This is a genomic window from Virgibacillus sp. M23 (genome assembly GCF_034190895.1).
Classification (GTDB): domain Bacteria; phylum Bacillota; class Bacilli; order Bacillales; family Amphibacillaceae; genus Virgibacillus; species Virgibacillus salarius.
In genome coordinates, this window is sequence record NZ_JAWDHA010000018.1 from 50426 (window position 1) to 69287 (window position 18862).

The 18862-nt window shown below is 35.3% G+C and carries 21 protein-coding genes; 7 read left to right on the top strand and 14 right to left on the bottom strand.

Translation table 11 applies throughout. The features are described from left to right. Window positions 1-50 precede the first annotated feature (50 nt). Window positions 51-902 (top strand): YitT family protein, encoded by an 852-nt coding sequence (locus RVS70_RS09575; protein ID WP_321133067.1) that lies wholly within the window; start codon window positions 51-53, stop codon window positions 900-902. A 216-nt stretch (window positions 903-1118) separates the two neighbouring features. Here RVS70_RS09575 and RVS70_RS09580 read toward each other — a convergent pair whose 3' ends face one another. The 3 genes from RVS70_RS09580 to RVS70_RS09590 all read right to left on the bottom strand — a co-directional run bounded on the left by RVS70_RS09580 (window position 1119) and on the right by RVS70_RS09590 (window position 3354). Beyond that, complete coding sequence (locus RVS70_RS09580; RefSeq protein ID WP_321133069.1) at window positions 1119-1802, bottom strand: hypothetical protein; 684 nt, start codon at window positions 1800-1802, stop codon at window positions 1119-1121. Continuing rightward, entirely contained in the window at window positions 1789-2295 is a 507-nt protein-coding gene (locus RVS70_RS09585) for an RNA polymerase sigma factor (protein WP_321133071.1), read from the bottom strand. Before RVS70_RS09585 ends, RVS70_RS09580 begins: the two co-directional genes overlap by 14 nt. 720 nt (window positions 2296-3015) lie before the next feature. After that, window positions 3016-3354: a hypothetical protein gene (locus tag RVS70_RS09590; protein ID WP_166530722.1), complete on the bottom strand. Its 339-nt coding sequence runs from the start codon at window positions 3352-3354 to the stop codon at window positions 3016-3018. Between the two features lie 541 nt (window positions 3355-3895). On the opposite strand from RVS70_RS09590, the gene RVS70_RS09595 reads away from it, so the two are divergent. From RVS70_RS09595 to RVS70_RS09615, 5 genes are all read left to right on the top strand, one after another. After that, complete coding sequence (locus tag RVS70_RS09595; RefSeq protein ID WP_321133072.1) at window positions 3896-6097, top strand: phosphodiester glycosidase family protein; 2202 nt, start codon at window positions 3896-3898, stop codon at window positions 6095-6097. A gap of 409 nt (window positions 6098-6506) precedes the next feature. Then, window positions 6507-6659: a hypothetical protein gene (locus RVS70_RS09600; protein ID WP_228089007.1), complete on the top strand. Its 153-nt coding sequence runs from the start codon at window positions 6507-6509 to the stop codon at window positions 6657-6659. A 66-nt stretch (window positions 6660-6725) separates the two neighbouring features. Next, window positions 6726-6890: a hypothetical protein gene (locus RVS70_RS09605; RefSeq protein ID WP_281949504.1), complete on the top strand. Its 165-nt coding sequence runs from the start codon at window positions 6726-6728 to the stop codon at window positions 6888-6890. Between the two features lie 171 nt (window positions 6891-7061). Then, the gene (locus RVS70_RS09610; RefSeq protein ID WP_321133073.1) at window positions 7062-8681 is read left to right on the top strand and encodes an amidohydrolase; all 1620 of its coding nucleotides are present in this window, start codon (window positions 7062-7064) and stop codon (window positions 8679-8681) included. Between the two features lie 305 nt (window positions 8682-8986). Next, the gene (locus RVS70_RS09615; RefSeq protein ID WP_121604558.1) at window positions 8987-9880 is read left to right on the top strand and encodes an N-acetylmuramoyl-L-alanine amidase family protein; all 894 of its coding nucleotides are present in this window, start codon (window positions 8987-8989) and stop codon (window positions 9878-9880) included. A gap of 66 nt (window positions 9881-9946) precedes the next feature. Here RVS70_RS09615 and RVS70_RS09620 read toward each other — a convergent pair whose 3' ends face one another. From RVS70_RS09620 to RVS70_RS09645, 6 genes are all read right to left on the bottom strand, one after another. Then, complete coding sequence (locus tag RVS70_RS09620) at window positions 9947-10744, bottom strand: DUF817 domain-containing protein (RefSeq protein WP_321133076.1); 798 nt, start codon at window positions 10742-10744, stop codon at window positions 9947-9949. An 89-nt stretch (window positions 10745-10833) separates the two neighbouring features. After that, window positions 10834-11046, bottom strand: coding sequence for a DUF3955 domain-containing protein (locus RVS70_RS09625; RefSeq protein WP_026679791.1), 213 nt, complete (start codon window positions 11044-11046; stop codon window positions 10834-10836). Between the two features lie 249 nt (window positions 11047-11295). Next, entirely contained in the window at window positions 11296-11724 is a 429-nt protein-coding gene (locus RVS70_RS09630) for an RDD family protein (RefSeq protein WP_026679792.1), read from the bottom strand. 444 nt (window positions 11725-12168) lie between these two features. Next, on the bottom strand, window positions 12169-12732 hold the full coding sequence (locus RVS70_RS09635) for a DUF4256 domain-containing protein (protein ID WP_121604560.1): 564 nt from the start codon (window positions 12730-12732) through the stop codon (window positions 12169-12171). Window positions 12733-13102: 370 nt separating this feature from the next. Then, entirely contained in the window at window positions 13103-13909 is an 807-nt protein-coding gene (locus RVS70_RS09640) for a carbon-nitrogen family hydrolase (protein WP_321133078.1), read from the bottom strand. Between the two features lie 11 nt (window positions 13910-13920). Further along, a complete protein-coding gene (locus tag RVS70_RS09645; protein WP_026679795.1) occupies window positions 13921-14580 on the bottom strand; it encodes an MBL fold metallo-hydrolase in 660 nt (219 codons plus the stop codon). A 101-nt stretch (window positions 14581-14681) separates the two neighbouring features. Between RVS70_RS09645 and RVS70_RS09650 the strand changes: the two genes are divergently transcribed. Beyond that, window positions 14682-15041, top strand: coding sequence for a winged helix-turn-helix transcriptional regulator (locus RVS70_RS09650; protein ID WP_205389574.1), 360 nt, complete (start codon window positions 14682-14684; stop codon window positions 15039-15041). Window positions 15042-15336: 295 nt separating this feature from the next. Here RVS70_RS09650 and RVS70_RS09655 read toward each other — a convergent pair whose 3' ends face one another. The 5 genes from RVS70_RS09655 to RVS70_RS09675 form a co-directional block, all read right to left on the bottom strand. Beyond that, the gene (locus tag RVS70_RS09655) at window positions 15337-15714 is read right to left on the bottom strand and encodes a DUF5391 family protein (RefSeq protein WP_166531050.1); all 378 of its coding nucleotides are present in this window, start codon (window positions 15712-15714) and stop codon (window positions 15337-15339) included. A 341-nt stretch (window positions 15715-16055) separates the two neighbouring features. Then, complete coding sequence (locus RVS70_RS09660; protein ID WP_321133080.1) at window positions 16056-16697, bottom strand: hypothetical protein; 642 nt, start codon at window positions 16695-16697, stop codon at window positions 16056-16058. A 231-nt stretch (window positions 16698-16928) separates the two neighbouring features. Next, window positions 16929-17624, bottom strand: coding sequence for an MBL fold metallo-hydrolase (locus tag RVS70_RS09665; RefSeq protein ID WP_321133082.1), 696 nt, complete (start codon window positions 17622-17624; stop codon window positions 16929-16931). Between the two features lie 55 nt (window positions 17625-17679). Beyond that, complete coding sequence (locus RVS70_RS09670) at window positions 17680-18030, bottom strand: hypothetical protein (protein WP_321133084.1); 351 nt, start codon at window positions 18028-18030, stop codon at window positions 17680-17682. A gap of 260 nt (window positions 18031-18290) precedes the next feature. Continuing rightward, the coding region (locus tag RVS70_RS09675) for a transposase (protein ID WP_321133086.1) at window positions 18291-18862 on the bottom strand (572 nt) is incomplete at its 5' end.

The window sequence follows — 18862 nt, forward strand, 5'->3', positions numbered from 1 at the left end:
CCACTGATGGAAGGTTTACATTTAATTTTTTGGCTAGGGAGGTTATTTATATGAAAAACATTATAAAAGATGTGCTTCTAATTATAGTCGGATCTTTTCTGATTGCTGCATCCGTTCAATTTTTTGTTATTCCGAATAGATTAGGTGATGGAAGTACAATTGGTATGTCTCTAATTCTATACTATTTATTTCAGATCCCAACAAGTATAAGTACGTTTATCATCAATCTTATTTTTATAGCGATCGCATATAAGTTCTTAATGAAAAGAACGATACTTTATACCATATTAGGTGTTGCCATGAGTTCTTTATTTCTTGGTATCCTAAGCTTTGTTCCGTTTGGTATTGAAGATATGGTGTTAGGCATTGTATTTGGCGCATTATTACTTGGGACTGGTTTAGGTCTGATTTTCATCGCTGATGGCTCGACCGGTGGAACAACTCTTCTTGCATATTTATTAAATTACACAAAGGGATATAGCTTTTCTAAGAGTCTATTTTATATGGATAGCATCATCATAGCAGCTTTCATATTTATTATTGGAATTAATAATATGTTATATAGCTTTATATTTGTCTATTTGTGTACAAAAATAGCGGATCAAGTAATTGAAGGTTTCCATAATAAGAAAGCGATGACGATTATGTCAGATAAATATGAAGAAATTTCTAACGTAATTACAAACGAATTTGGTAATGCTGCCACGATTTATTATGGGTATGGATACTACGTCAATAAAGATAAAAGAATTATCTATACGGTTATTAAAAAGACGGAGCTTTTAAAAATCAAAAAGAAGGTGCAAACCATTGATCCAAGCTCCTTTGTTGTCATTCATGAGGTGAAAGAAGTTGTTGGTGGGAAGCTAGGATTTGTCACTAGTGGAACTCGTACAAATTAAAATAAAACAAGCTTCCACGAGGGGCTTGTTTTACTTATATAATCCTAATCAATATGGTAGGGTTAGAAACTGTAAAAAGGAATTAAACCAAAAGAGAATTTTTTGTTATTAAATGTACATCTGATTTAGTTTTCATTAACAACTATCATGTATAAAAGGGTGAACGACCCACTATCGGTAGTAAAGAAAAAGACGACGGTCTAAATCGCCTTTACATTAGTTTTTTTCTATAGCATTCCATAAGTCGTTTAATCGGATTAATATTCGTTCTATTTTATGGTCCTCATTAAGATTTGCTTGCCCACCAACAACTTCAACGTCTGATTTTTCACTGCCCTCTTTTTGGTACAGTACCTCAACTGAAAAGTTATAAATAATCTCTTTAGAATCTGTTTTTTCAAATTTGATATCTTTTACTTGCAGCGTGTATTCGTTTCGTATAGGAATGATCATTAAAACTGCACCGTAACTATTTACAAATTCCATATAGGCTATATCATTGGCAAAATATTCTTTAAAACGCTCTTTATCATATTGGATACTGTCTTCTATAGATGTATCACGATTAAATATTTGCTTCAATTCAGCATCTGGACCATTAAGAGCATTCTGTAATACAGTTTCTATTGTCTTTATCTGTTCTTCTTGAGTTGTTACAACGTCACTAGGTGTTGGTTCCGAATTAAAAGGTAATACAGCTAACCCAAGCGGGATTAAGACGGCTACACATGCAAGCGTAGCTATATACAGAAGAACTTTTGAAGGTATTCTTCTCTTCTTACGTACAGGCTGAACCTGTGTCCACATTTCTTCTTTCAATCCTGTTGGCACTCTAATCGAATCTATCTCCTTTGTTACGTGTTCCTTTAACCTTTGTTCATTCTGATTATTCTCCAACACGATTTTCACCTCCTAACGTATACTGTTCGTATAATTTTTGTTTTGCCCGAAATATTCTTGATTTCACAGTTCCTAGTTTAATAGATAGAAGGTTTGCAATTTCTTTCTCTGTTAATTCTTCCATATATTTTAAAATCAATATTTGTTTTTGTTCAGGTGGAATGTTGTCTAAATAATTTTCTAACTCATCAATCTCAACGTTAAACTCATCTGACTTTGATAGATAGTTTTCTTCTTTAAATTCATATGCTATTTGCTTTTTGTTTTTATTATAGATATCAATAGCTGTACGTGTAGCAATAGTAGTTATCCAAGTATTAATTCTTGCATGCTGGTTGATTTTGTTCAAATGTTTGAACGCTTTTATAAAAGTATCGTGTGTGGCATCTTTTGCTAGTTCTTCGTTTTTTAAAATAAAATAAGCTGTTTTGTACACCTTTTCAAAATGGCTTTCATATATTTCCTTTTCATTTGGACGGCTGATTTCAACCACCTCCCTTTATCTCACATATAACTGGCAGTAAGACCCCGATCCCAAGCAATAAAGGGAAACTAATATGGAAGTGGGGAATCGAATGCCGGTAAATGTCCGATTGGTTCCAAAGCCTATAGGTCATACCCTTGAGGTAAGAACAATCAGTGGGGGGATAAATAACTCCCACAATGGATTGAAATTTCCCTTTATATATACAGACTGAATAACATTCCGAAAAGTTCCGCTTTTTAGGAAAAAATAAATTTTAAACTGTCAATATTTCGAGCTTTTCATCCAAAGTCCAGACTAAAACAAGCGATACCTTTGAAGTATCGCTTTAGAAGATGTTCTATAGCTCATCTTCTTATCCCACATATAAGTGGCAGTAAGCCCCCCACTCCAAGCAATAAAGAGTAACCAATATGGAAAAGTGGGGATCAACTGTCAGTAAATGTTCGATTGGTTCCAAAGCCTATAAGTCATACCCTTGAGGTACGAACAATTAGTGGCGAGATAAACCAATCCCCATTCTGATTAAAGTTTCCCTTTATCATATCAATAAAATATTCACTTCAACAGATCTGTTTAAGGGAGGGGTTTAACCATTTTTTTGTTGTAGTAAATTATAAACAGATTGTATAAGCAAAGCATTAGAAAATTTCCTTTTCCCTATTCTGACTAATTCAGAAAGCTCCTTCTTATTCAAGGATAGCTTATCCCTTTAATAGAATCGAAGAATTACCCAACATATTGAAGAATCAATTGATATAAAGCTATGGAAAGCCCTAGAATGCTTGCTTTTATTTTAGAAGGATGGTTTCTTCCTTTGCTGTGAAACAAGTACAGGAAAATTACTATAGACCCTAAGGGAATCCATAGCTCAAAGCTTCCCTGCTCGGTAGTATGAGAATAAAACGGAGCAATGTTTGTACTTATTAGAAAGTAAAAGAAAATCGTAAAACGTCGTGTTTCTAATTGCTTACTCCACCTTACTAAAAAGAAAATAATGATTATTGCCATAATGGTAATGTGTAAAGGGGGTAGAATAATAGCAGCATTCCCAAATTCGAATTCCATTTTGTATTTCCCTCCCTTTGCATATTGTATCACCATTTATCCTAAATATAACTGGCAGTAAGGCAAGAAAAGCATATAAGCGTATAGTCATTTTGAATAATTCCGTCTAATAACCCATTCCGGCAGTAAACTTTATCACCGCACTAAGCACATGTTCCATGCCCATCAGGAGAAACTGTCAAAGCGTTATGATGCATAATAATAGAGATTGCTGAATTACTTAAAAGTATGGAGAAACGATGGAGCGGATTTTATGGAGTTCGTTTTCTGCGAGAATTAATAAAAAGTTAACGTTGATTAACGAATAACTTATGAAGCAATAAATATTAATTATATAAAGAACCCCAATCTAGGTGTAAATCTCACATTGTGAAATCTGAGGTTTAGCTATAATTCAACTATTTTTTTAGGAGGGAGAAACATTAAAAGATCAGTTATAGTTCTGTTTGCAATCGTTTTACTATCGTTGTCTATAGCTATGTTTGGAAGTATGGTGGCAGCGGAGAATTCCTCTTCGGATTTGGGAGAAAAGTCTTTACAAATGAAAGTAATGACGTACAACATTCGCCATGGAGAGGGAATGGATGGTAAATTGGATTTAGAACGAATAGCGGAACAAATTCGTCAGTCTAATGCGGATATCATCGGTCTTCAGGAAGTAGATAATCATTGGTCAGAGAGAAGTGACTTTAAAAATCAGGCTAAAGAGCTCGCTGAAATGTTAGATATGCATTACGTTTTTGGTCCCAATCTTAACTATCCACCTGAAGAAGGACAGGCTCATAATCACCAATATGGAACAGCGATATTAAGCAAATATCCTATTCTTGATTCAAAAAACTACAAGTTAACGAAATTGACAGATGATGAGGAGCAAAGAGGGCTATTGGAAGCACAAGTATACGTTGCTGGGGGAGAAGTATGGTTCTATGTAACACATACCTCACATTTGAGTTCTAATGTACGTGCAAGGCAAGTAGAGGACATAGTGGATATTACTTCTAGGCATAATAATAACGTATTGGTGGGTGATTTAAATGCCACGCCTAATGCAACTGAAATGCAATCACTTTTTCAAATTTATACAGATGTCTGGTCTGTTAATCACGATGGCTTGGGATATACGTATCCGGCGGATTCCCCTACAAAAAGAATCGATTATGTTTTAACATCTCCAAGACTAAATGTCAGTTCCAGTCAGGTAATTCACTCATTGGCATCTGATCATCTTCCTTTAGTAGCAGATATTACGATTAAACCAGGAGAGAATCCGCTTCATGCAGATGGGATGACAAAACTAATAGAATACTTTGAAGAAACAGGTTTGATCACAAATAAGGGCGCAGTTCATTCTTTAATCATGCATCTGAAAACGGTCAGTCATTTTGAGGGTAAAAATTTGCCTCAAAAAGTCGTCAAGCATTTGAATGGATTTCAAACATTGATTATTCAGCAGAAAAAGAATCAATTAATTTCTGATGAGGTATATCAGAAGCTCAAAAGGGATGCGGCTTATCTTATAAACAAGTGGCAAAGGTTGGATTTAGGGGATCCATGGTTGGAAGAATCTCGTGAAAAGAAGGAAATTGCACCTGGCCTATCACATACATATATTGACCGTGGAAACCCAACTGAAAATAATGGGGTTCAAAACACAGGTCCGTGGAATATTGATGTTTTAGAAGTCAATCCAGATAAATTTAAAGGTGAAATTAGGTCATTTTTATCCAATGATGTGGTTAAGGGGAAGGAACAATTGACAAGTATATCGCAACGCATGAATTCACTTGCTGCTGTGAACGGGGGATACTTTGTTGTAGGAGCAAACGATGGGACACCAGGTGATTTAGCAGGTGTTTCAATGGTGAATGGGGAAGTTGTTAGTGAATCAGTAGGGGATAGAACGAGTTTATTGTTTTCAGACTCGAGTGAAAACAAGGCCTCTATTGCAAATGTGGAAACAGATTTAAAAGCTATCTCCTCAAATGGGGAAAAATCAATTATAGATGGTCTGAATAGAAAGCCAGGGTTGATCCGTAGTTGTGGTGGTACTTCAGAGGACGAACGAAAAGAAGATCCAAAACACGATGTCACATGTACAGATGATGACGAACTAATTTTGTTTAAACCCATTTTTGGAGATGAGACGCCGGCAGGAAATGGCTTAGAGGTTGTTTTAGATGCAAAAGGGAAGGTAACGGATATTCGTCATAATAGAGGTGGCAATATCCCAGTAAATGGGGCAGTGCTTGCTGCCACTGGAGACACTATAAAATGGTTAAGCCAAAATGCTCAGATCGGTATGTCAATCGAAGTTGAAACTCATTTATCATTAGATGGGAAATCGGTGCCAGCCAAAAGGTACACTAGTATTATAAATGGAGGACCACGCATTCTGGATGACGGAAAAATAGATATTCACTCAGAAGAAGAAGGGTTTCGTTGGAGCGAAGACTTTTTCAATAGTTTTGTTAAAAGCCGTCACCCTAGAACACTTGCTGGCATTAAAGCAAATGGTAATATAATCTTTGTAACTGTAGATGGTAGGGATCCAATGAATAGTGTTGGAGTAACCTTTGAAGAGTCGGCAAAGCTTATGAAAAGCTTGGGTGCTTATGAAGCAATGAATCTTGATGGTGGAGGATCCACAACAATGACAGTTGGAAGTCAATTAATTAATCATCCTTCCGATAATTCAGGTGAAAGAGATATTGGTGATGCTATTCTATTCCTGCCAAAATAATTGATGTCACCATACAGGGTAAAAAGAAATATTACAAAAGGGAAACATGATCATGAAAATATTTTAGAATTATTTTTTGCTGTCGATCGCATTGTTACATGCGGTTTTTCTTTGTTGAAAGAATGATAGAATTAAAAAAACTTCGTAATTTCCAGCAAGGACATTCTCTAAAATGTAATAATTTTTAAGTATGTTATTGGTACTAAAGGGAAGTAATGTACAGCTCCTTTCCCAAGAATATCCATTCTCTCTTTCCCCAACCTATAATGGAGTAGAGTGGGTAACTTAAAGGGCATTGTAGTACAGATGCCCTTTAAGTGTCCTTTCAGCCTGACGTGCAATTTCAACTGAGGTGTATGCATTAATTATATTGATCCCGAGAGATACTTGCGGAAGAATTACACCGATGATGAGTATGCTGAATACATTGGTTGAAAACCAAGCAGGATGTGAAATCACGTTTATCCACGCAGTACAGAATCGTGAAGTTCACGCGATGAGGGAACATGTAGATAATTTACGCAGGAACACCAAAACGTTACTTCTTTTGTATGTTATTTAAATACTATCGAGGAATCATAAGTTTGAAACGCTCGCTTTATTGAATTAGACGCGATAAAATGGAGGAATGCAAATAAAAGAAGATGAAAAGGCGCTGTGCTTTCAAGGAATACTTCAAGAAGTATTGAAACCTATAGCAGAAAAATTGAAAACGATAAAAGAAATTGAATCTGTTAGAAACGGACAAGAAGAATTAAAAAAGATGGTGGAAGAAAGACAAAGGACTAGTTAAACCTTCTTTTACAAGTCAATGTTTATTGTTTTCTTGATAGTAAATGGGCCCTTTGTGGAAAAATCCAGGCACTCATTTTTTTGAAAGATTTGTTAATCAAACGTTCCTTCTTCCACCTTTTCAAGGGGATGGGCAGAAACTCCCTATTTTTAAAAGGATAGGTGAATTACAATGAAAAAGCTATATTATGGTGGAGAAATTATCACGATGGAAAAAGACAAGGAATCAGTCGAAGCTGTATTGGTAGAGAAAGGTGTCATTCAAGACCTTGGTTCGTTAGCTAAGTTTGAATCCCTATTACACAATGGCAACATTGAAAAACATAATTTACAAGGTCATACGTTGTTACCTTCCTTTATTGATCCTCATAGCCATGTTTCGATGGTTGGTCCTGTTGCAGCTTTGTGTGATTTAAGTACATGTAACAATTTCGATGAGATTGTGACCGCATTAAAGTCTTATATAGAAGAGAAGCAATTGAGAGATACCGATCCAGTTATTGGTTTTGGTTACGACCATAATGTATTACAAGAAAAGCAGCATCCAACCAAAGAAATACTTAATCAAGTGTCGATGGATAGAATGGTTATCGTCATGCATACATCTGCTCATATGGGTTGTGTCAATGACATGGCCTTACAGTTTGCTGGAATTGATGAAAATACGAAAGATCATGAAGGCGGTAAGATTGGTAGAGTAAGAGGATCACTAGAGCCCAATGGATATTTAGAAGAAGCAAGTATGATGGCTATCCGAGAAGAGGTAGTAAGTGATATTGGGACAAATTTTGTAGCGATGATGCAGCAAGGTCAAGAAATATATATTAAAAATGGGATTACGACTTGCCAGGACGGTGCTACAAGTAAAGAAATGATGCAGCTTTTCCATACCTTAGCAGATCAGAACAAGCTCATGATAGATATCGTTGCCTATCCATTAGTAATGGAAGCACCAACAGAATTGCTACAACAATACGAAAGGTATGCTAAAAAGTACAGCAATCGGTTTAAACTTGGAGGATATAAGCTTTTTTTGGACGGTTCTCCACAAGGCAAAACAGCTTGGTTAACGGAACCATATGAAGGAGAAACGGATTACAGAGGGTATGCGTGGTTCCAAGATGAAGAGGTAAAGAAATTTGTTTTAACTGCGCTTAATGATGATGTTCAATTACTGACACACTGTAATGGAGATGCCGCATCGGATCAGTTACTACGAAGCTATGAGGAAGCCTTAAAAGACGCAGCTAATCCGAATAAACACAAGCTGCGTCCAGTAATGATTCATTGTCAAACTGTACGTAGTGATCAATTGGACAAAATGGTTGAATTAAATATGATTCCGTCGATTTTCAATGTGCACACCTTCTACTGGGGAGATGTACACCTCAAAAACTTAGGGGAAGAACGAGGTAGCAGAATTAGTCCAGCAAAAACAGCCTTCGATAAAGGATTGGCTGTTAATTTTCATCAGGACTCCCCTGTTGTTAAACCTGACATGCTTCATGCCATTTGGTGTGCTGTGAATCGTAAAACTAGAAGTGGTCGGCGAATTGGAGAAGAGGAATGTGTTACTGTTTACGAAGCGTTACAAGCCGTTACCATCAATGCGGCGTATCAATATTTTGAGGAGGATACAAAAGGGAGCATTGCCGTCGGAAAATATGCAGATTTAGTAATATTGGATCAGAACCCGCTCACGATAGATAAAGAGGCGATTCATAACATTAACGTAGTAGAGACTATTAAGGAAGGAAACACGATTTATCAAAATACTGAGGCAAGCGCCTAACATGTAGGCACTATTTAATATGAGTATTAAATCTCGCAGATAGTTGGCAGTAAGACTCTCACTTCAATATAAGAAAGTGAAACCAATATGGTTAAGTGGGGGCGACTGCTGACTTCATTACTAAACAAAGATATTACCTTTCTATTTTAATATTTTAACTTTGTAGCTATTATAACAAGGTAATCAATATATTCTTTCAGCCATAAGCAGTATACAACAGAATAAGCATTATTAAGTAGTCAAACGGCTAGTCCACACGGGCAAGCCGTTTTTTTAATATAAAAATATTAAGGAGGAGATTTCTTATGCCAAAAATTATTAAAGACTTTATACCTACCTCTCAAAAGGAACAACGTCCTGGATATGCTATGGTTCCGCTCTATTTAACAATTCACAATACTGCTAATACCAGCGAAGGCGCAGATGCAGAAATGCATAATCAATACTTGCATAATGGTGCAGGTGGTCGAACTGTTGGCTGGCATTACACCGTAGATGATAAAGAAATATACCAGCATCTTCCAACGAATGAAAACGGCTGGCATGCTGGTGATGGTGAAAATGGAACTGGTAATAGACGATCCATTGCTATTGAGATTTGTGAAAATAGCGATGGCGACTTCCGTAAAGCAACAAAAAATGCACAGTGGCTAATTAAAAAATTGATGAAAGAGCATAAAATACCGATTTCAAGAATTGTTACCCATAAGCACTGGAGTGGAAAGAACTGCCCTAGAAAATTACTTGATGATTGGAAGGGGTTCATTGATGAAATTAATGGTGCATCTAACCAAGAATTAGACAACTACAACGGTCATTCCATTGTGGATTACCTTAATAGTATTGGCAAGAACGCTAGTTTTCGCGCACGCCGGCGATATGCTGCTCAATATGGCATCCGAGGTTATAGGGGAACAGCCAGTCAGAATCTTACATTGCTTCATAGCATGCGTGGCGATTCACAAAAAGCAAGCTATATCGGCAAACGAGTAGAGTCTAAACATGCAGGTCAATTAAGATTTTATAACAAGCCCAGTTGGTCGGATAAATATGTTGTTGGCTATCTTAAAAAGGGATATGGTTTTCCGACGATTGTAGCTAAGCTCAAAGTAGGCAATGGTTATCAATACAAGGTTAAAAATAGTAAAGGAAACGTTTATTATGTGACAGCTAGTAATCAGTATGTCAGAGTTGAATAAAGAAATAGTGCCTTACTCGCTAAGGAGTGGGGCACGTTCATATTAAAGTAGATATAAAAAGGTTGTTTAACCAAGATTGTTAATGGAATACTTTTCTTTTTTAGGAAGAGGTGTCATAAATCGTTTATACTGCGCTACAATCATGATGCTTATTACTACTAGTAAGTACCAGGAACTAATTTTTCCGATATGCACAAAACTCCATGAAAATTGTTGATTAGGATATTGCCATGCCCCAAAGAAAGTAGCAATATTCTCGGCAACCCAAATGAAGAAGCCGATAAGGATAAATGAGATAGACAACGGCATTTTATATGTTGTGTTCCGTACAATAAATTGTACATGAGTCTGTAAAAAGACAATAAATAATAGCAGTGTTAAAATCCAACGAAAATCTAAAATAAAATGATGCGTAAAAAAGTTTAAATAAATCATCAATCCAAGTGGTATTGTCCATATATTTTTGGGCCATTTATTCATTTTTAAATGAAATCTACGCCATGCCTGACAAATATAACTAGCGACACTTGCATACATAAAACCACTATAAAGTGGTACCCCAAGAACTTTTGACCACGCTTTTTCAGGATAAGACCACGAACCCAAATATACTTTATATACTTCTAGTAGTAATCCGATAACGTGGAAAATACATATCACTTTCCACTCTTTAAATGACTCCAAATTGGTTTTTAACATCAGATATTGCGTAATAAGACAGATTAGTAGAATAAAATCGTAGCGTGGTATGCCAGGTATAGAAATTATCTTGGACAAAGCAAGTGTCGCGAAAATAACCACTGGAAAAATGCATGATAAAGCCTGATGGTAACCGAAATAAAAAAGGTCTATGATATATTTCATGTTCTCCCCTCTTCGTATTCATAAGGGTTATAATAGCCCTTACTTACATTAAACATAAGGACTATGACTATTTGTTCTATAACGTAATGCTAATTGCTAATTCGCTTAATGAAGGAAACGATAGAAATAAGAAATATGGTGAGTACACCACTAAAAACAAATAGATAAGATAAATTAATTAAGAAGAACGGTTCAATTAAAGTACCATCAGGTTCCACACTTGAACCAATTAAGCTATAGATAACGAAACATATAGCACCCAACAAGATTGGTGTAGAAGCTAACAGATATTTCTTTTTCATCAAACATTCTCCTTTGTTATTATTTATTACAAACTAATTCTAAATCAAATATATATGTAAATCAATTAAAATTTATTGATTTACAATAAAAATTTATTATTTAAATAGATTTCTTTCTGATTGCTTAAACATAAAGAAAGGCACCTCTTTTATATTTGGAGATGCCTTTCTTATTTACAGCTTTTTATGGAAAATAGCTCGATTTTGGATGGTAAGTTAGCTAGGAGTCTAAAATAATTTACCCTATTATTATTGAACTTTTGTTGGGGGATTTGTTGTCACATACGTTTGTGCGATAAAGTCGTGAATGGCACGTCTATCTTCTCTCACTCCTACCATGAAGGCGCTTACGATTAATCCTATTCCAAACGTAAGAATGTAAATAATTCCTGCTACAATATTTCTTAATATCATTGTTCCTATGCCAATTTTTCTGCCATCAATTCTTACAATACGGTTTCCCGCCATTCTCCTCCCTAGCGTGTACCCATACCAAACAATAGGTGTTATCAGGCTATATATAAGCCCTAAATAATCAATAGGACGAATGGTTTCATTATCATAGAATACACCGTATAGAAATTGCGAAATAATTCCTGTCACTAAAAAAATAATAATAACATCTAAAACTCTTGCCAAGAATCTGTTTTGAAAACCTGCTGGATTGGTAATGTCGATAAAAACCTCTCCTCTCTATACAATAATCATACGCTTTTTTTCATTAGGATGTTATGGAGAATGACTGTTTTCGTTAAAGCTTTATCTTGTATATAACTGGCAGTAAGACCCTCATTTCAAGCAATAGAGTGAAACCAATATAGAGAAGGGGGAGGTAAATAAGCTCCTCACTGATTGAGGTTTCACTTTATTGCTGCTTTTTTGTTTGAACTTTCTTTACCAGTTAAACCTAATGAATCTGCACTTTCTCCATTTTCAAAATGTAATGGTAGCACACCCATGTTTTTGTGTTCATATCCCAGCATTATAAACCGCGGTTATCTCAGATAAAATAAAATGTCCCTTTATAGATGTAATCATATGATTTCACCCTTTATGCATGTTAGCTGAAGAATGAATCAAAGTCTTATCGCAGAAGTCCATACTTAGTTGTCTGTGTAAAATTTAGACCTTTAGCGAGCCACGGAATCCTCTAGCAGCATAGTAAGAGGATGCACCGTTGTGATACAGAAAGACATGCCCATAGCGATAATCACAAAAAAGGGCACCGCCGAGTTCTCTAATATCTGAGGGTGTTTGCACCCAACTTGACGTTTTCTTATCGAAATGTTCCAGCTGCTGTAACGCTCGATACTGTTCTTCTGTTAAAAGTTCAATGCCCATGGCAGTTGCCATATCAATTGCATTATTCTCTGGTTGATGTTTTTTTCTTGCCTCTAGTGCTTCACGGTCATAGCAAACGCTTCTGCGGCCCTTAGGGCTTTCAGCTGAACAATCATAAAAAATGTATTGGCCCTGCTCATGACCAACAACATCGGGTTCACCGCCAGTGCTTTCCATTTCATGAAGCGACCACAGTTTTTCCGCATTAGCTTCCAGCCTTGCTTGGACGTTAGCCCATTCGACACCTTGGTGACGGTGCATGTTTTTCTCAAACCGTGTTTTCAATGCTTTGAGTAATCCTTCACGTTGTTCTACTGATAACTCTTTTTCATTGCTTTTTGTCATGTTCATTTCCTCCTAACTAAAACGGTTAAGATATGTATATTTGTTTTACAATAAACTGTTTAAAGGATTGTGTAAAGTCAGTTTACATTAAATTACAAGACTAAGTAAATGTATTTCCCTACAATTTGGAATTTTTCTTGAATGACTTTAATTTTCCTACACAAATTTTATCGCACATATAACTGGCAGTGAGGTGCCGACTTCAAGCAAAAAATGAAACCAATGTTGGTAAGTGGGGGATCGACTGCCAGTAAGTGTCCGAATGGTTCAAAGACCTTTAGGTCATACCCTTGTGGTACGAACAATCAGTGGGGAATAAACAAAGTTTCACCTTATTGTATCCCTCGATAATAAAAGATTATACACAGTACTATTCTGAATACTTATAAACATCTGGTCTCAGGCTTTCAAAAATAGGAATGTTTTGCTGTTGTTCTGTTACCTTCTGTATATCGATTTCTGTTGTTAAGATTGCTTCTTGATTGCCTGCTTCTTGAATAATATTTCCATTTGGATCGATGACGATGGAATGTCCTGCGTATGTGTTGCCGACATGTTTTTCGTTATTCACGACACCTACACTATTACATGCAACGACATAGACGCAATTTTCTATAGCTCTTGCTTTCAATAATGTTCGCCAATGGTTTAAGTTTTTGGTAGTCCACTGGGCGACATAGAAAATGATTTTTGCTCCTTGAGACGCTGGGTAACGTGTGATTTCTGGGAAACGTAAGTCGTAACATATAATTTGAGTTGCCTTGATATCGTTAATTTCAAATACTTCTGGTGCTTCATTTCCACCTGTTAAATAAAGCTGTTCATTTAACATTGGCACGAGATGTATTTTATCTTTTTGATAAATTAGCTTACCCGTTTTTGATACCACAAAGGCGGTATTATATATATTCTTATTGCGTTTGTTTGAAACGGAACCTGCAATAATATTTACATGATGATTAGTCGCTAAATGTTGGATAAAAGGGAAACTTCTTGTTAAATCGACATCTGCATTTTCTGTTAAATGTTGTAAATCATACCCGTTATTCCACATTTCAGGTAGTATAACAACCTCTGTATCTGTTTCGAGTTTTTCTTCAAATAAGGCTTTGATACGATTTTCATTTTGTTCTACGTTGCCTTCTATAATCTCTAATTGAAATAATTGTATTTTCATTTTTATATCTCCTATTCATATGTAAATTTATAAATGGTATATAACTTGTCATTATATTTAACATCCTCACCATGTGAGGAAGATAGGATAGATGGTTTGATATCATCTATTACGCGCCCGCTATTAATATTTTCTTCCATATTAATTGTGAACTTTTTAATCGGTGGGTGTAGGGTCTTAGCATCAGAAATAAATAAGTCTCCAGTTATCAACACATTGTCATCTTTATGATGGTAAATGACATGGCCTGGAGCATGACCAGGTGTTTCATATACATCGAGGGGTAACGTGTTAATGACACTATCTTGAAAAGCCTCAACCTGATGTTCAACACCTGTTGTTTCCTTTTCTACTTTATTTGGATAGGGTATTTTTCCATTAATAAACGGAAGTTCATTCTTGTGTGAGTAAATAGGAATGTTTAATTCAGCTCGTAGATACTTAGCTCCATTGATATGATCCAGATGACCATGTGTTAGTAAAATACTTTTGGGAACACCTAAGGATTTTGCTGCTTTTAGCTGTATATGTGCGTATTCTTCCATCCCGGTATCAATGATGTAAACATCTTCACCATCCACTACGTACCATGTATTAATCTTGACTGGAATACCGACAACGGTTTCGTAGGTAAGTCTATAAATATGTTTAGAAATTTGGACGAATTTCAATTCATACACCTTCTCTTATTTATTTGATATCATAAATTTAACAAGATAAAAAGGTAGTAACAAGAAGGCACAATTTTGTAACTACCCATTGAGGTGAGGAAATGTCAGACTTTAAAAGCAGTCAATATGGTACTTGTACGTTAACTGTAAAGCATGCCTGTCCAATTGAATTAACGATGCATATCATTGGTGGTAAATGGAAAGGTATCATTCTATTTTTACTGTCTCAATCACCAATGAATTACAATGCGATACGCCGTGAAATACCAGGTGTTACTCAACGCATTCTTACACTACAGCTTAGAGATATGGAGAAAGATGGTATTATTGAAAGAGAAGAAACAAGCGATTACCCTAAGAAGGTAATATATTATCTAACAGCTCTTGGTGAGGATCTTATTCCAATAATAAAATCCATAGAGAAGTGGGGGAATGCTTATATGAGGAAGGGATTTGAATAAGGTTAAAAAAACGGGGAGTTGTTATGAATTTACAAAAGCCTCATTCTTATGTACAACTCTGAGAAGATGCCACACCCTAAATTTAGTGATATGCTCTCTGTCAAGTAAACAATAGATAAAACTAATATTTAGGGTGTTTTTTATGGAGTATATGAAAATTCGTCAATAACTATTTAACATCTTCGTGCGATTTGGAAACGAATAAAGATATCTATCTCGTTTAGCTTCGATTAATTTGTATGAAAAGGTCCATCTTTTCATAACGTGTATGCATAAAGCTATTAGTTGAAGTAATTTAAAATTTGGCTTTTTTATTTGACTTGATTTTTAAGGTTACAATAATACTAGCTATACTAACTACAACTCCTAAAATGGCAATAGCGCTTAACCCAAGATTATTAGGAGAAAGAAATCCGACTGGTATAATTCCTAAAAATGAGATCACTATAAATGCTTGATACATTGCCGATATGTTTCGTACAACACGATTACTAAATAGTGATAAAAGCAAAGGCGGTAAAAAGAGTACAATGATTATACCAATAGATATCCACAAACCAGCTGGTTCATCGTATGAAACAGTATTAGGACCTGTTGGATATCTAGCAGCCAATAAAACCGCTCCAACAGCTATTAATAAAGTTAAAAAAACCATATAAAATTTTTTGAGCATAGATAGAGAACTCCTTCTCCCTTAACTAATTTTGGAATAGTAATATATTTAGCAATATGAAAAATGACTAGTTTTAGTTGAAGTCTGCCCTAGGAAACCAAGGTTATATCTAAGTGAAAGAAAGTGAACCAAATCCTGATTTAATTGCTTATCCCGCATATAATTGGCAGTAAAAACTTTTGCATGATACAAGCCCACATAGCAAACGTCCCACTGCGTACTATTGCACAATAAGATAGTGAGCAGAGGATTTTTTGCCCCCACTTCAAGCGGTGATTCCTGTACCATAAATTTAGTCATTATATCTATCTAATGGAAGTCCATTGACATTTTTCTAAGTGTTAAAATGAACTAAAATCAATTCCATTCAGCATATATGTAAGTACGGTCAGTACCAGCAAATATCCCGTCATGGTCCAATACAAATCAAACTTTGGTTTGTTGATATGTACAAGGAAAAGATAAATATGGATGACTCCATACAACATTAGTGCAAAAACGTAGGTAATTACAAACAAGTCTATCATTAGAAATCCAAAAAAGCAGATAACCAAGCAGAAAATAGCAGCAAATGGAATGTTTACGACAGCGTACTTTGTAAGTAATTCGCGGTGAGAGAATTTTGCATTCCCCAGAAACTTCAATAACATAAATAGAGAGACATAGCCTGCTGCAAAAGTAATAATCCAGGAAAGAGTCCCAGTTATTAAAAACATAATTCCAATCTCTGTAAACATACTCAATAAGCCATCGAATCCAAACTTAAAGAATAAAAAGTTACATAAACCTATGATAATTGAAAGTATTAACAGTATGAGGATACTCGTTTCAATTCCAATGATATGATTCGACTTCACTACAGAATGTGGTCTTATAAGGGCATCCTTTAGTATACCTTTCGTTTCATTTAAACTCTTACCAAAATCAAAGTTTATTTTGCTTTTTTGCTCCTTAGGTTCGTCAAAATTTTTGTCATTATCCATCGTTTCACTCCTTCTATTAATTTACATACATTCATATTAAATCAAATTTATAAAACTACCTATCTATGCTCCGCCTCCTTTGCTGCTCATTCTTATATTACGATAATTTATATGAAAGTTTCAATTTATCCCGCATGGGTTTTATGCTGAAAGGCTACTTGGCAACTACCTGTTTGCGGAAGGGCTTTTCTATTATAAATTTCGGATAATCCTTGGGCTGGTGATTAGTGTCTACGCCTCCATTAACGTAAGTTTTCCACCATGATAACAATAGTAATGTTCAGCTTGAAGACTTTTAATTTTATTCAAAGATTGTTCCGCTTTCTCAATATGTAAACAGAAGTGTGGATTAGCGATAACTAATTCTTGATTTTCTTTAACAGCTGCATCACCTGTAATGACACTTTTTAAACTCGGAATATATAATGAAATGTGACCCGAAGTATGCCCTGGCGTTGCTATTATTCGACATTTGTTATCTAAAATCATATCTCCATCCTGGACTTTTTCATCAATTGGAACATGCTTTAAATTCTTTAATTGCTGTATAAACCATTTGCCAAATTCCATCTCTTCTTCTGGCATATTTTCTAGCTTTTGTTCTGCTTGAATCAATCTCTCTGACTTCATTTCACCACTAATATATTTTGCTTCAAGGTCACTAGCTATAATGTTAATCCAAGGATATTTTTCCTTGAAATCGTATAAGGACCCTATATGATCATCATCATAATGTGTAATGATGATACGCTTTAAATGCTTCATTTCATATCCATGTTTTAAAATTTCATTTTCTATTAAATGTAAAAAGCCTGTATACCCTGTATCAATCAAGGTTAATTCATTATTTGATATAAGTAAGCTGGGATAAATATAATTGTTTTGTCCATTAAATTCAAATTTAATTGGTAATTCTTTTATCTTCATCTTTCTACCTCCGTTTGTCTTAAAAATCTAGTGAATGATTATGTTACCAAACGATTTATCCATGCTTTCTTGTTTCAAATGCTTCGGTTACTTGCACGACTGGTTCATCCCAAGGATGATTAGGGTAAATGCCTTCTTCAATTACTTTTAATAATAAATGCTTATCTCTAGGAATAGAAAATTCTAACTTAAACGACGTTACTTGCTTCCTTTCTCCTATATCTCCCTCTGTTGGCATAGAATTTTTTGAAGGGACAAATTGCTCTATACCATCATTTGAATGCCAAGCTACGTTTTTATAGTTTCCATAAATTAAATCATCAACATGTAACACACCTTCTAATACTCTATACAAAGATTCTGGAACCACATAAGTATGTATTCTATATATTGGCACTAATTTCACAAATTTCTTCCTCCCAATACCTTTTTTAAAAGTTAAGAAAGTATAAAATTAGTGCAATGACTGCGTTAAGCGAAGTAGTTATTTTGAAATGTTTGATGTATATTGGCAATGCTCCGACTAATTACTTCGCTTTCCGCGGGCACGGCCCATAGCCGTCAAGCTAAGAAAAAAGTAGTATGGTGCAATGAAAATATAAACATATTTTTCCAGTTTAGTCCGTATTCTCTTATGGGTACTTGTTTTCTTTTTTACACTTTTACTTACGCGGCACGGAAATGTACTTTATACGCAATGTTTAAGACATCAAAAGGACTTTTATGCTGACAACGATGATCTTTCCTTCCATGCCGGTATATGTTCTGGTAAATATTATCGATGAGAGCTTTCAAAGAAGAAAGGTGATAGAGTGAATACCCCTTCGTCTCTACTATTGCGTTTCTCGCATGGTTGATACATTTGTACTCACTCCCTTCTAGTTGATACCTTTCGTAAAGGCAGTAACGGCACTGAAAAGCAATCATCGAAGAAAGAAGAATATGAATTAAAGTCCCATACAAATGACAGTAAAAGCGGTCGGTATTCATTGCCTGCACATCATCAATTTCAAATAACGATTTCCATGTTTTAAAGAGAATCTCCACTTGCCAACGCAAGGAATAGATAGGATACAAGGTTTGCTCATCCATTTCTTCTTGTGTTATATTGGTAGCAAGAATTTGGATATGATTCTTCTTGTTGGCGGATTGGGTATGCCCCCCTTTCCGTCTTCTTTCTTTTAAATAGGTATCTCTCTGTTTTTGTTGCTCTTCGGTTAATCGTTGTACGACTACAC

What these genes read in the sequence shown, in the direction of transcription:
- RVS70_RS09575 (WP_321133067.1), top strand. Translation starts at nt 51, where the DNA reads ATGAAAAACATTATAAAAGATGTGCTTCTAATTATAGTCGGATCTTTT.
- RVS70_RS09590 (WP_166530722.1), bottom strand. Translation starts at nt 3,354, where the DNA reads ATGGAATTCGAATTTGGGAATGCTGCTATTATTCTACCCCCTTTACAC.
- RVS70_RS09595 (WP_321133072.1), top strand. Translation starts at nt 3,896, where the DNA reads ATGAAAGTAATGACGTACAACATTCGCCATGGAGAGGGAATGGATGGT.
- RVS70_RS09600 (WP_228089007.1), top strand. Translation starts at nt 6,507, where the DNA reads ATGAGTATGCTGAATACATTGGTTGAAAACCAAGCAGGATGTGAAATC.
- RVS70_RS09605 (WP_281949504.1), top strand. Translation starts at nt 6,726, where the DNA reads ATGCAAATAAAAGAAGATGAAAAGGCGCTGTGCTTTCAAGGAATACTT.
- RVS70_RS09610 (WP_321133073.1), top strand. Translation starts at nt 7,062, where the DNA reads ATGAAAAAGCTATATTATGGTGGAGAAATTATCACGATGGAAAAAGAC.
- RVS70_RS09615 (WP_121604558.1), top strand. Translation starts at nt 8,987, where the DNA reads ATGCCAAAAATTATTAAAGACTTTATACCTACCTCTCAAAAGGAACAA.
- RVS70_RS09620 (WP_321133076.1), bottom strand. Translation starts at nt 10,744, where the DNA reads ATGAAATATATCATAGACCTTTTTTATTTCGGTTACCATCAGGCTTTA.
- RVS70_RS09625 (WP_026679791.1), bottom strand. Translation starts at nt 11,046, where the DNA reads ATGAAAAAGAAATATCTGTTAGCTTCTACACCAATCTTGTTGGGTGCT.
- RVS70_RS09635 (WP_121604560.1), bottom strand. Translation starts at nt 12,732, where the DNA reads ATGACAAAAAGCAATGAAAAAGAGTTATCAGTAGAACAACGTGAAGGA.
- RVS70_RS09640 (WP_321133078.1), bottom strand. Translation starts at nt 13,909, where the DNA reads ATGAAAATACAATTATTTCAATTAGAGATTATAGAAGGCAACGTAGAA.
- RVS70_RS09650 (WP_205389574.1), top strand. Translation starts at nt 14,682, where the DNA reads ATGTCAGACTTTAAAAGCAGTCAATATGGTACTTGTACGTTAACTGTA.
- RVS70_RS09655 (WP_166531050.1), bottom strand. Translation starts at nt 15,714, where the DNA reads ATGCTCAAAAAATTTTATATGGTTTTTTTAACTTTATTAATAGCTGTT.
- RVS70_RS09660 (WP_321133080.1), bottom strand. Translation starts at nt 16,697, where the DNA reads ATGGATAATGACAAAAATTTTGACGAACCTAAGGAGCAAAAAAGCAAA.
- RVS70_RS09665 (WP_321133082.1), bottom strand. Translation starts at nt 17,624, where the DNA reads ATGAAGATAAAAGAATTACCAATTAAATTTGAATTTAATGGACAAAAC.